A 13,511-nucleotide genomic window follows, 5' to 3' on the forward strand; every position below is an offset into this window, starting at 1 on the left:
AATGCGCAAAATTGTTGTTGGAACTAGAAAAAGTAATCTGGCAGTAACGCAAACGGAATGGGTTATTGACCAATTAAAGAAAAAAGGAATAAAAAATGAATTTGAAATAAAGAAAATTGTAACTAGAGGTGACCGAATTCTTGATGTGACATTGTCAAAAGTCGGTGGTAAAGGACTTTTTGTTAAGGAAATTGAACAAGCAATGTATGATAAAGAGATTGATTTTGCTGTTCATAGTATGAAAGATATGCCCGCTATTATACCAGAGGGACTTACCATCGGTTCCATTCCTGAGCGTGAAGACCATCGAGACGCTTATATTGCAAAAGATCACAAAGCCCTGACTGATTTGCCTGAAGGAGCGATTGTCGGGACAAGTAGTTTACGTCGAGCTGCCCAAATTTTGGCAGTGCGTCCAGACGTTTCGATCAAATCGGTAAGAGGAAATATTGAAACAAGATTACGTAAGCTTGAAGAAGAGGACTATGATGCCATTATTTTAGCAACAGCTGGTCTGAAACGGATGGGCTGGAGCGAAGACCTTGTCACTGAGTTTTTAGATCCAGAAGTTTGTGTTCCAGCTGTAGGACAGGGGGCTTTAGCGATTGAATGCCGTGAAGACGACCAAGAAGTTAATGCACTGTTGAATGAACTAAACGATGCATACACAACCAAAACCGTTACAGCAGAGCGAACATTCTTGCACTTATTAGAAGGTGGCTGTCAAATTCCAATCGCCGGTTATGCCTATTTAGAAGGCAATGAGATTGTTTTAACTGCTTTAGTTGCCACATCAAATGGCAAAACTGTATTAAAAGAAGTTGTTCGAGGAACAGATCCTGTTGCAGTCGGTAGAGAAGCATCTGAAAAACTGATTAAACGTGGAGCAAAAGATATCGTCGATGAAGTGAAAGAGGAGCTTGACGAGTAATGAACTGTGCTTTACACGGTAAAAGCATCCTGATAACCCGAGAGAAAAATCAGGCTAAGGAATTTTCTGAAATGATTATACGACATGGTGGAAAACCAGTTGAGGCACCACTTTTGAAAATTACGTGTAAGGATGCAGTAGGAAATCGAGCGATATTAAAAAAATTGCATTCGTATCAATGGATATTTTTCACGAGCGCAAATGGTGTACGTTGTTTTTTTCAAATTATGAAAGAAAATAATATCTCCGATAAACAGCTGGCAACAAGTATGTTGGCTGCTGTTGGTCATAAAACAGAAGTTGCACTTAAAGAATTTGGTTATGAAGCTGACTTTATTCCTTCCACGTATAATGCAGAAGTAATGGCGGAAGAGTTTTTAGCTAGATTTACGGCCGACAAAACGGTTTTACTAGTTAGGGGAAACCGATCACGTGACGTGTTGCCTGATACCTTTCATAGAAACAATATTACCTTTGATACAATAGAAGTATATGAAACCACGTATAATGTGGCAATTAGATCGAAATTGCAAAGCTTGCTTTCAGAACAGAGCATTGATTTTATTACGTTTACAAGTCCGTCGACAGTGGAAGCATTTATGGAAATGAACTTGAAACATGTAGAAAAAATAAAGAGACTGCCATGTGTTTGTATTGGGACAACCACACAACAAAAGGCTGAAGTATCAGGATTTGTAAATACATTAATTCCAATGCATTTTACAATCGAAGGAATGCTAGAAAGTATTAGTAATTACATCGTTCAGGAAGGATAGATGAAGATGACAGATACATTGAACTTTAAACGCCATCGTCGCTTACGTTCATCAAAAGCGATGCGTTCATTAGTAAGGGAGAATCAAGTAAACAAAGAAGATTTAATTTATCCTCTATTTGTTGTTGAAGGTGAAAGGGTGAAGAATGAAGTACCATCAATGCCTGGTGTTTATCATATTTCCCTTGACTACTTAGAAGAAGAAATGAATGAATTACAAGCACTTGGGATAAAAGCAGTTATTCTTTTTGGTGTACCAAATGAGAAAGATGAAGTAGGGACAGGAGCATTTCACGACCATGGTATTGTGCAAAAGGCTACTCGTGAAATAAAAAGTAAAACACCCGAAATGCTTGTTATCGCCGATACATGCTTATGCGAATTCACCTCTCACGGTCATTGTGGTGTAATTCACGATGGGGACGTTGATAATGATGAATCACTTAAATTATTGGCAAAGACGGCCGTATCACAGGCTGAAGCTGGTGCAGATATTATTGCACCATCCAATATGATGGATGGCTTTGTAGTTGCAATTCGTCAAGCTTTAGATGAAGCTGGATTCATAAATATACCAATTATGTCTTACGCGGTTAAATATGCATCAGCATTCTATGGTCCATTCCGTGATGCGGCAAATAGTACACCACAGTTTGGCGATCGCAAAACCTATCAAATGGATCCTGCCAATCGTTTAGAAGCATTACGTGAAGCAGAATCAGATATGGATGAAGGCGCAGACTTTTTGATTGTTAAACCAGCAATGTCCTACCTTGATATTGTTCGCGATGTTCGTAACAATTTTAATGCACCGATTGTTGCTTACAATGTTAGTGGTGAATATGCGATGGTGAAAGCTGCTGCGCAAAATGGTTGGATTAATGAACGTGAGCTAGTGATGGAAAAATTAACAGCAATGAAACGTGCTGGAGCAGAATTAATTATCACGTATTTTTCCAAAGATGTAGCAAAATGGTTGAATGAGTAAATAATCATACGAGGTGATGAAAAGTGAAACGTTTCGATAAATCAGTGGATGCATACAAGGAAGCAGTAGACCTTATGCCAGGTGGTGTGAATTCACCAGTACGGGCATTTAAATCAGTTGGGATGTCGCCTATTTTTATGGATCATGGAAAGGGTTCGAAACTAACAGATATTGACGGCAATGAGTACATTGATTATGTATTAAGTTGGGGACCTCTTATCTTAGGACATGCTGATGATCGGGTTGTTAATAGGTTGAAGGAAACGGCTGAAAAAGGAACAAGCTTCGGTGCACCAACATTGATGGAAAATAAATTAGCACAACTTGTGGTAGAGCGTGTACCATCGATTGAACTTGTCCGTATGGTGAATTCAGGAACAGAAGCAACAATGAGTGCTTTACGGTTAGCAAGAGGATACACAGGACGGGATAAAATTTTGAAATTTGAAGGCTGTTATCATGGCCATGGTGACTCACTGCTTATTAAGGCTGGGTCAGGTGTTGCGACATTAGGTTTGCCTGATTCTCCTGGTGTTCCAGAATCAATTGCCAAAAATACAATTACGGTACCATACAATGATGAGGAAAGTCTCCGTTTGGCATTCGCTAATTATGGTGAGGAAATTGCCGCCGTTATTGTTGAGCCTGTCTCAGGAAATATGGGTGTTGTCCCACCACAAGAGAACTTTTTGCAAAATCTTAGAAAGATTACAGAGGATAACGGTACATTGCTGATTTTTGACGAGGTAATGACGGGATTCCGTGTTGGTTATAATTGTGCACAGGGTTATTTTGGTGTGACACCAGATTTGACTTGTTTAGGAAAGGTTATTGGTGGAGGTCTGCCGGTTGGTGCATTTGGCGGAAAAAGGGAAATTATGGAGAGCATTGCACCAACTGGAACCATCTATCAGGCAGGAACCTTATCAGGAAATCCGTTGGCAATGACTGCAGGGTATGAGACATTAAGCGCAATGGATGAAAATTCCTATGAATTATTAAATCAAAAAATAGATCGCTTAGTTGAAGGTTACAAACAGGCAGCAATTGATTTTGCTATTCCACTCCATATTAACCGTGCTGGTTCCATGGTTGGTGTCTTTTTCACGAATGAGCCGGTTATTAATTATGATACGGCAAGACTGTCTAACTTGGACTACTTTGCGCAGTATTATCGGGCGATGATTGAAGAAGGCATCTTTTTACCACCTTCTCAATTCGAAGGACTATTCCTTTCGACTGCACATACGGATGAAGATATTGATAAAACGATTCAAGCGGTTCGAAATGCGTTTGCAAAAATTGAAAAGTAGGTTAGTTAGCTATCCATTATTGGGTAGCTTTTTTATTTAGCATATATTTTGTTTGTTTTCATATAGTTAAATAAGGCATATAAGTAGATTGGCTATATATGTTGAAGGGAGGAAATCACTTGTCAAATGATCAAGCTGTATTTAGTTTTGAATTAAACGAATCCCTCTATTTTGAAAGAGGACAGGAAGTTAGCGAGATAATGGGGATAGCTTTGGATCCGGAAATTTCAATCCAAGCTTTTCATGAGTACATTTCGATTAGAGGAGTAATTGAGCTTCGTGGTGAATATGTGAAAGCGGATGCGGATGAACAAGCTGATAATGTGGATGAATTAGATGATTATCATGCAAGACGATATGTTGAACGGGTAATGGATACAGAAGACGGGGAAACGGAATTTTCACATCGATTTCCTGTTGAGATATCCGTTCCGACATATCGAGTAGGTGATTTGGATGAGGTGACAGTCAGTATCGATTCGTTCGATTATGAATTACCTGATTCTAATCAACTTAAATTTACCTCGACAATTGCAATTCATGGGATTAGTGAGCAGGAAGAAAGTCCGAGAGATGAAATTGAGGAGACAGATTACCAGCTAGAAACTGACCAAACGTTCGAATTTGATATCAAAGAGAGTGAAGATTTGGATATGCCAACGAAGCTAGAATCAGTTGACTACTCTAACACACCAACATTATCGGACGGATTGGTTGAGACAGATTCACCCGATCGCTGGAAAAATAAGAAATCACAGAGTTTCGCTGAATTTTTCAAAAAAGATCCTGAACAAGAGTCTGATTCTCCATATGTGGAAAGTTCAACTGCTGATTCGTATCAAGCATCACCGAATGTTAATGATGATGTGGATTCACCGGATCTATATGAAAGCCGTGAAAGTGAAGAATCTAAAATTCAGTTAAATAGCGGCCAAAATCAAGAAAGACATGATAGCGATAAATCTAGTGATCAGCTAGAAAGCAGTGATAATCAAGAAAATCGTGATAATCAAGACGAATTAGTAAAAGATGTTGGTTATTTATCTGACATGTTTAGAGATGATGAAGAACATTTCTCGAGAATGCGGATGTGTATTGTTCAGGAAAATGACACGCTTGAAACAATTGCTGATCGTTATAAGCTTTCGGCACTTCAATTGGCAAAACAAAATCGATTAGCTGATGATACATTATCGGAAGGTCAATTATTATATATCCCTGTTAAGAAAAACAAAGAATAATAGATGTCAATTTACTACCTATAATCGTTGTACCCCTTGCGCTTTTGTTCAAGTATAAGAAAGTGTAAAATTCGAGGCGCTATTATGCTCACATCAAAGTAGGCCATGTCCAGTTTCAGCGCCCAGCAGCTAGCAAATGGTTTCGATGGGGCGAGTAATCGCAGCCCCAAACTTCACATTCCACCACTACGATAAGTCAACAGCGGCAAAGTTTTAAAGGAAGGCCGACTAAGAGCGGGCTTTGCGCCCAGCATCGGCATACCCCTTTTTTAGTGGCATGTTTCCTTTATCTCATTGCGAGTCTTTTTGGTGGGGCGAACGGAGTGCAAACGGTTTTCGGTGGGACGAATGAAATACAGTCCCAGAGTACTTCAGTTTGTACGTTGCTAATCGGGCGCTTGCGCTTTTCTTGTATCAAGGGGTATCTAGTTTGTCAAAAGGTGGAACGATAAGAAATGGATAATATTAGAAAAGTGTTAGCATCGTATCGGATAAATGCAGTAACAATGGAGTATCAAACAGATAATCTATTGAAAATATCAGATTCCCACCATTCCTATGCCTTGAAAAAAAGTAAATTAACTAGTGAAACTATTGATAACTGGGAAAATGTCTATCACCAATCATATCAACAAAACATGCCAAGTATTTTACCTGTCTATTTAACAGAACAAGGAAAATTACACGAAAATATCAATGGTACGTTCTATTATCTGACACCATGGCTTTCGTCCAATCCAATCGAACTCGAGCAACAAATTAAACGGATGTACCATAGTATTGGAATGATTCATGCTAAAACAAGACAGTCTTTAGCTATGGATAGTGAAAAGGTCATGAAAAGATTTGAAAGATATCAGGTACAACTTAGGAAAAATAGGGCAGCATTATTACAATATGTGGAACAGTTTGAAAAGAATCGCTACATGTCACCTGTTGAATTGTTGGTTTGTACCCAATATCGTGACCTTGAGTTTGTTTTTGACGAATTAATAAATCGAATCGAGCAATTTGTATACGATTTACAAAGCCAATCTGTTTGGTATTATTCTTTATGCCATGGTCAGCTTGACTTTTCCCATATTATCTATGACCATCACATCCACTTCATAAATTGGGAGAAAGCACATTTTAATAATGCTGCTGTTGATTTGGCCGAATTATTCCATAATGTGACTAAATATTACGATAATCCGGCTGAAAGTCTCGTTGATATATTTTATGCTTACCTGGAAGAAAATAAATTAACAGAGACTGAATTATGTTTGCTTTCCATTTATTTATTAGACCCTAGTAAATACATAACAGTTGTTAATCAATATGTCGAGAACATGGCTGAATATTCCATGGTTGACCAGGTAATACAATTGCAGCATTACCATCGACAGCTATCATTTGCAGTAAAATGGACAGCGTATTCTGACACAGTTACCGAGTCCATTGATGAATCGGAAAGTTAAATCCATTCTAAATAAAAAGCAATAAATAGCCCGACAAGTAATCCTAATAAAAACACGTCTAATGTTGTTGGGAAAAATAAAGTACGAATTAATTGAAAAATTAAGATTGGAAGGGTACATTTTTCAACGACATAAAGACAATTTCTTACCCATGGTGGGAGCCGATAGCGATAATAACGAGCCAATTTACTCACCTTCTTCTTATCACTTTTTAGTATCTTTTTAATATGATATGAATAAATCAAGCTGTTTTGTGCAATACGTATATTAATTGTTGATTTTTTTAACCAATATCGCTAAAATAAGTTATAATGAAACGAAATGCGATGATAGGGAAGAGTACAGATGAATCACCTAAAGAGAGGGAAATCATGAGCTGAGAATTTCCTAGGATAGATTATTTGGAAGGTCGCCCTTGATGCAGCTTTTTTGAAGGAATTAGAAAAAGCCGGATCTTGTCCGTTATCAAGCATGAGTGTACGAGTGTAAAACGGCTTGTAAACAAAGGTGGTACCACGGAAATATATCCTTTTCGTCCTTTATTGGATGGAAAGGATTTTTTTGTTGACAAAAGGAGGGCTATATATGAGTGAAAAACCAAAATCGTCCTTACCTTCAAAATATAATCCACAGGAGATTGAGAAGGGACGTTATCAATTTTGGGTTGATGGTAAGTTTTTTGAAGCAACAGGTGATGAAAATAAGGATCCATATACAATTGTTATTCCACCGCCAAATGTAACGGGAAAACTACACCTTGGTCATGCGTGGGATACAACTATGCAGGATACGATTTCACGGATGAAACGAATGCAAGGTTATGATGTATTATGGCTACCTGGAATGGACCATGCAGGAATTGCAACACAGGCTAAAGTTGAAGCGAAATTGAGAGAACAAGGGAAAAGCCGTTATGATTTAGGCCGTGAAAAGTTTCTGGATACAGTATGGGATTGGAAAGAAGAATATGCCGATTTCATCCGAAAGCAATGGGAGAAGTTAGGTCTTGGTCTTGATTATTCTCGGGAACGATTTACGATGGATGATGGACTATCAAAGGCAGTTCGTGAAGTTTTTGTTACCCTTTATGAAAAGGGACTAATTTATCGCGGCGAATATATTATTAATTGGGATCCGCAAACAAAAACAGCACTCTCCGATATTGAAGTTATTTATCAGGAGTTGCAAGGGCATTTTTATCATTTGCGTTATCCGTTAAAAGATAGCGGCGAATTTATTGAGATTGCTACTACGCGTCCGGAAACGATGCTTGGTGATACTGCAATCGCAGTACATCCAAAAGACGATCGTTACAAGCATTTGATTGGCCGTAAAGTAATTCTGCCAATTGTTGGTCGCGAAATTGAAATTGTTGCTGATGAGTATGTAGATATGGAATTTGGTTCGGGTGCCGTTAAAATCACACCAGCCCATGATCCGAATGACTTTGAAGTTGGTAACAGGCATAACTTAAAACGAATTCTTGTGATGCATGAAGATGGGACAATGAATGAAAATGCGGGTAAATACGAAGGACTAGATCGCTTTGATTGCCGCAAACAAATTGTGGCAGATCTTCAAGAATCAGGTGTTCTATTTAAAATTGAAGACCATACACATCAAGTTGGTCATTCCGAGCGAAGTGGAGCAGTTATCGAACCATATTTGTCCACGCAATGGTTTGTAAATATGCAGCCTTTAGCAGATGCAGCAATTGATTTACAACAAAGTGATGAGAAAGTTAATTTTGTGCCAGAGCGTTTCGAACGGACTTATTTACATTGGATGGAAAATATCCGTGATTGGTGTATTTCCCGTCAATTATGGTGGGGGCACCGCATTCCGGCTTGGTACCATAAAGAAACTGGCGAGCTTTATGTTGGCAAAGAAGCACCAGCAGATGCAGAGAATTGGGAGCAGGATGAAGATGTGCTGGATACATGGTTTTCATCTGCATTATGGCCCTTTTCCACGATGGGATGGCCAGATACAAAGGCAGAAGACTTCGACCGTCATTTCCCAACAAATGCACTTGTGACTGGCTATGATATTATTTTCTTCTGGGTCGCACGAATGATTTTTCAGTCGAAAGAATTTACTGGCAAACGACCATTTAAAGATGTACTGATCCACGGTTTAATTCGTGATGCTGAAGGAAGAAAAATGAGTAAATCACTCGGCAATGGTGTGGATCCAATGGATGTCATTGAAAAGTATGGAGCTGATTCATTAAGATATTTCTTATTGACAGGCTCATCACCAGGCCAGGATTTGCGTTTCCATTGGGATAAAGTAGAATCAACTTGGAACTTCGCCAATAAGGTGTGGAATGCATCCCGCTTTTCATTAATGAATATGGAAGGTTTTTCCTATGAAGACATTGATTTAACGGGTGAGAAATCACTAGCTGATAAATGGATTTTAACGAGATTGAATGAAACGATTGAACAAGTAACAAGGAATACGAATAAGTATGAATTTGGTGAAGCGGGACGCCAATTGTATAATTTTATCTGGGATGAATTATGTGATTGGTATATTGAAATGGCCAAGATTCCGTTATATGGGGATGATGAAACGAAAAAGCAAACGACAAGATCTGTTCTGGCGTATGTGTTAGATAACACAATGCGTATGCTACATCCATATATGCCATTCATTACCGAAGAGATTTGGCAGGCACTACCACATCAAGGAGCATCAATTACAATCGCAAAATGGCCTGAATTCCATCCTGAATTACACGATGAAAAGGCTTCTGATGAGATGAAACGACTTGTGTCGATTATTAAAGCGGTACGAAACATTCGAGCGGAAGTAAATACGCCAATGTCAAAGCAGATCAGTCTATTGATTCAAACAGAGGATAAAGCTGTATTACAGGAACTGGAAAGCGAACGTGATTATTTAGAACGTTTTTGTAATCCGAGTGAACTTCAGATTGCTCTTAATGTGGATGTTCCGGAAAAAGCAATGTCGGCTGTCGTTACCGGCGCAGAATTATTTTTACCGCTTGAAGGCTTAATTGATTTTGACAAAGAAATCAAGCGGTTGGAAAGTGAACTGGAAAAATGGAATAAGGAAGTCGAACGAGTGCAGAAAAAACTGGCGAACGAAGGGTTTGTTAGCAAGGCGCCACAAGCTGTTGTAGATGAAGAAAAACAAAAAGAACAAGATTACCTGGAAAAGCAGGCGAAAGTTAAAGCACGATTAACAGAATTAAAAGGATAAGTAAAAGCGGAATTCCCCTATTAAAGGGAATTCCGCTTTTGTGTTAGTTTGGTCTTTATGTGTTTTATGTATATTTCCAATATATTAATATCACTGACGGCGCTAAGCGTTCTTGATCCAACTACATCTTCAATTTCATTAAATAATAGTTTTCCATCTTTGTCGATTAAAAAATCAATCCCAACCATATCAAAATCAAAAGATTGAATGATTTTATTGATCATCGCTATTTCTTGTGACGTTAGCACATACCATTTTGCCGAGCCGCCTAGTTTATAATTTGCACGAAAATCATTGTCATTCTCCCGTAGTACAGCACCAACAATTTCACTGCCAACAACAAATACACGTACATCTTTACCAAGAGATACATCACAGGATTGGATGATTACTTCTTCTGTAGAAAGGGAGGCTAGACCAGTTTTCCAATCTTGTATATTACGAATATAATATACTTGTTTTCCACCCCTTCCGCCCGTTTCTTTCAAGATAAAAGGGAAGGGAGCAGGAGGATTTGTTGACAACGTATGTTTTTTGTTAAATATCGTATCTACCATAGGGATATTAAGGTTGTTGACATGGTGATGTGTTAATGCTTTATTATTACAGATCCTGGCTGTATGAGAAGAGTTGCATACAGTAATACCGCAGGCTTCCAAATGCAAACGTAATAGTTGGTCAATTGTACGAATCACCGCAAATTCTGGCAACTGCACTGGTTTATTATTATAGCGTATCACCCGTTGATTTTGGAATATCCCAATTGTAAGATGCTCGCGTAATATTAGTTCGAGATGTATCCCTTGCAAGTGTGCTTCTTCTAAAAACCAATTAATATAGTTACTATTTAGTTCTGCATCTGTTTTGCTATATACTAGCCATCCATTCTGTTCCACGATTAACCAGCCTCGCTTCTTTTTAAGGAAAGATTCAATCTCCCAGGAATTAAGTTAGTTGTCGAACTTCTAGAGGTTGTTCAAAAAGTCACCAAATGATAAGCGGCGAATCTCTTCGTTGGCGGCAAAGGAACTTCTACTAAACCCGCTCACGTCAATAGCCAACGCAGAAGTCAGCACGTCCTGTGCAAGTCCGGTCCTCATGTAGATTTTGCCTACATTCCGGTCCTCAAGACTACTCCGCTTCGACCTTTGACGCACAGGACAAGGAAGGCTACGACAGCGATACATCGCACGAAGAAAAAGTGTGTTTCTTTTTCGAGGACGTGCTAGTGTCGGCGTTGGCTATTGACGTGACGAACTTAGTCGACCTTGCTTCTATAAAAAATATTCTTGATATAACTGATGATATAATCAGCGACATCTATGTTTGTGCAGTTATACATATTACGGATATGCGCATTAGAGTTGATTTCGCAAATGATTGGATTATTATTTGGTCCAAATAATAAATCAACTCCCGCAAAATCGGCACCTATCGCTTTTGTTGCAGCTACAGCAATTTCCTTTTCCCGTTCAGATGGTTGATAAGCTTTCATGGTACCACCTGCTGTTACATTCGCTCTAAAATCATCAGATGCATATCGAGTCATTGCCGCAACAACTTCATCGCCAACTACGTGTAGACGCATATCCTTGCCATAACTTGTAGTAATCAATTCCTGGAAGACAAATGGCTTATCGTTTATTTGTTCTATTTTAGCAACCATTTCTGCTTGTGTATGCACTAAATAAACTTGTTCACCAAAAGACCCGTAAGCTTCTTTGAGAATCATTGGAAATCCGAATTCATCGATTACCTGTTGGTAAATGTCCAACTCCAAATTACTTGAACCTGAAAATCGCTTTGGGGCTACAATTGTTTTCGGTATCGGCAGATGGTGTTGCGCCAAAACTTGGTACGTTGCAATTTTGTTGTCGCTTATTTCAATTGTTTTGGCGCAATTAAAAACTGGAATACCTAGTAATTCTAATTGTTTAGCTAAATAAATGTCTTTATCGGTGAAAATAACAAAGTCGGGTAGCAACTGTTCGCCGATAATGGTAAGTTTATTGTCTCCTAAATAGGAAAAAAGTTCATTATTTTTGTATATCACCGTTTCGATCCCTTGTTTTATCGCTGCACTTTGTAGCCACTTGGCGAAATCAAGAAATTTAGTTCCAGCCAATTGCCCGTTATAGATGATCCATCCGTTTCTGTTCAACAATTATTTTCCTTTCTATACATTCGATTGTTTTTGATATACTTAATATACTATTTAATAATTTATCAGAAAAGCGGTGTACATATGTTTGAAAATTTTCAGCAAGTACAAGATTTTTTTGCGAACAGGAAAAAGTTCGGTATAAAGCCAGGTCTTGATAGAATGAAGCGTTTGTTACAATTACTCGACAATCCACAAAACAAGCTGAATGCGATTCATGTTGCTGGGACTAATGGGAAAGGTTCAACCATTAATTATTTAAAGGATGCGTTAAGATTTAATGGTTACCGTGTTGGCGTTTTTACATCTCCAAGCCTTGATGGATTAACCGGACATGTTTTAGTAGATGATCAGGCAATTCCGGAAAAAACGTTTATTTCTCTAGTTGAGGAAATGTATCCTGCCATACAAGAGCTGGATAAGGCAAATAATCATCCTACTGAATTTGAAATTATCACGGCACTTGCATTTATTTACTTTGTTGATCGAGTTGACTTTGCCTTAATTGAAACAGGGATGGGAGGCTTGCAAGATACAACAAATTGTTTTACTCCCATGTTATCTATTATAACAAATGTAGCGAGGGATCATATTGCTTTTTTGGGAGACACAATAAAAGAGATTGCCCATCATAAAGCAGGAATTATAAAAAAAGATATACCTGTTATTGTTGGTGAAATGGTCCAGGAGGCATTAGCAGTTATGAAGTATGAGGCTATGACACATCATGCACCGTTCTATCAATTTGCCAGAGAATTTAAGATGAACCCTATAGAACAATCAGCCGATGGACAACGTTTCAAATGGATCAACACAACACACAAAATGAATGTATCGTTAAAAATGAATGGCAATCACCAACAAATAAATGCATCCTTAGCAATAATGGCATTGGTATTAGTAGAGGGTGAAGGTTATTCGATTAACTGGGACAGGGCCCTCGCTGGAATTCATCAATCACAAATGCCTGGTAGATTTGAGTTGATACACCATAACCCTACGATCATTATTGATGGTGCGCATAATACAGCAGGAATTCAATCATTTATTCAAACTGTATTACAAAAATACGCAGACAAAGAAAGGTATTTGATTTTTGCGGGTTTCAAAGATAAAGAATTGGATTTGATGTTAGAGCAGTTGAGTGTGCATTTCACACAAATTACATTAACGACATTTGACCATCCTAGGGCTGAATCTGCAGAGGATTTATATCATTCTGTTTCATTTAAAAATAAATTAATAAACAGGGACTGGCATGATGCGGTTGCTGATATAAGCAAGAAACCTGCAAATGCCTGCTATTTTATTACTGGATCATTACATTTTATTTCGTCGGTTAGGAAATATTTTGTAAAAAACTAGGCATTATGATATATTTTTATTATCAGAAATTTTCTATTTAATAAGT

Annotated in this window: 11 protein-coding genes and 1 other annotated feature; of the genes, 8 read left to right on the forward strand and 3 right to left on the reverse strand. The window is 38.2% G+C overall.

Annotation, left to right across the window (positions count from 1 at the left end):
• Position 1 precedes the first annotated feature (1 nt).
• From hemC to ACW2QC_RS10335, 6 genes are all read left to right on the forward strand, one after another.
• The gene (hemC, locus tag ACW2QC_RS10310; protein ID WP_457543883.1) at positions 2 to 931 is read left to right on the forward strand and encodes a hydroxymethylbilane synthase; all 930 of its coding nucleotides are present in this window, start codon (positions 2 to 4) and stop codon (positions 929 to 931) included.
• Positions 931 to 1,707 carry a uroporphyrinogen-III synthase gene (locus ACW2QC_RS10315; RefSeq protein ID WP_457543884.1) on the forward strand — a complete coding sequence of 259 codons (777 nt, stop codon included), beginning with the start codon at positions 931 to 933 and terminating at the stop codon, positions 1,705 to 1,707. Before hemC ends, ACW2QC_RS10315 begins: the two co-directional genes overlap by 1 nt.
• A gap of 6 nt (positions 1,708 to 1,713) precedes the next feature.
• Positions 1,714 to 2,694 carry a porphobilinogen synthase gene (hemB, locus tag ACW2QC_RS10320; RefSeq protein ID WP_457543914.1) on the forward strand — a complete coding sequence of 327 codons (981 nt, stop codon included), beginning with the start codon at positions 1,714 to 1,716 and terminating at the stop codon, positions 2,692 to 2,694.
• A gap of 23 nt (positions 2,695 to 2,717) precedes the next feature.
• On the forward strand, positions 2,718 to 4,007 hold the full coding sequence (gene hemL / locus ACW2QC_RS10325; protein ID WP_457543885.1) for a glutamate-1-semialdehyde 2,1-aminomutase: 1,290 nt from the start codon (positions 2,718 to 2,720) through the stop codon (positions 4,005 to 4,007).
• 119 nt (positions 4,008 to 4,126) lie between these two features.
• Entirely contained in the window at positions 4,127 to 5,248 is a 1,122-nt protein-coding gene (gene spoVID / locus ACW2QC_RS10330; RefSeq protein WP_457543886.1) for a stage VI sporulation protein D, read from the forward strand.
• Between the two features lie 455 nt (positions 5,249 to 5,703).
• Positions 5,704 to 6,708, forward strand: coding sequence for a hypothetical protein (locus ACW2QC_RS10335; protein ID WP_457543887.1), 1,005 nt, complete (start codon positions 5,704 to 5,706; stop codon positions 6,706 to 6,708).
• Here ACW2QC_RS10335 and ACW2QC_RS10340 read toward each other — a convergent pair.
• Positions 6,705 to 6,893 (reverse strand): hypothetical protein, encoded by a 189-nt coding sequence (locus ACW2QC_RS10340; RefSeq protein ID WP_457543888.1) that lies wholly within the window; start codon positions 6,891 to 6,893, stop codon positions 6,705 to 6,707. The two genes, ACW2QC_RS10335 and ACW2QC_RS10340, sit on opposite strands and share 4 nt — an antisense overlap.
• A gap of 132 nt (positions 6,894 to 7,025) precedes the next feature.
• Positions 7,026 to 7,251: a binding site (T-box leader), on the forward strand.
• A gap of 42 nt (positions 7,252 to 7,293) precedes the next feature.
• On the opposite strand from ACW2QC_RS10340, the gene ACW2QC_RS10345 reads away from it, so the two are divergent.
• Complete coding sequence (locus ACW2QC_RS10345; protein ID WP_457543889.1) at positions 7,294 to 9,939, forward strand: valine--tRNA ligase; 2,646 nt, start codon at positions 7,294 to 7,296, stop codon at positions 9,937 to 9,939.
• Between the two features lie 20 nt (positions 9,940 to 9,959).
• Here the strand turns inward: ACW2QC_RS10345 and ACW2QC_RS10350 are convergent, their stop codons facing one another.
• Together ACW2QC_RS10350 and ACW2QC_RS10355 are read right to left on the reverse strand one after the other, a co-directional pair.
• Positions 9,960 to 10,835, reverse strand: a complete 876-nt coding sequence (locus ACW2QC_RS10350; RefSeq protein ID WP_457543890.1) for an ATP-grasp domain-containing protein — start codon at positions 10,833 to 10,835, stop codon at positions 9,960 to 9,962.
• Between the two features lie 362 nt (positions 10,836 to 11,197).
• Positions 11,198 to 12,100 carry an ATP-grasp domain-containing protein gene (locus ACW2QC_RS10355; RefSeq protein WP_457543891.1) on the reverse strand — a complete coding sequence of 301 codons (903 nt, stop codon included), beginning with the start codon at positions 12,098 to 12,100 and terminating at the stop codon, positions 11,198 to 11,200.
• 84 nt (positions 12,101 to 12,184) lie between these two features.
• Between ACW2QC_RS10355 and ACW2QC_RS10360 the strand changes: the two genes are divergently transcribed.
• Positions 12,185 to 13,465 carry a bifunctional folylpolyglutamate synthase/dihydrofolate synthase gene (locus ACW2QC_RS10360; protein ID WP_457543892.1) on the forward strand — a complete coding sequence of 427 codons (1,281 nt, stop codon included), beginning with the start codon at positions 12,185 to 12,187 and terminating at the stop codon, positions 13,463 to 13,465.
• The last annotated feature ends 46 nt before the right edge of the window (positions 13,466 to 13,511 follow it).

The sequence above is a fragment of the Virgibacillus sp. FSP13 genome (assembly GCF_054048505.1).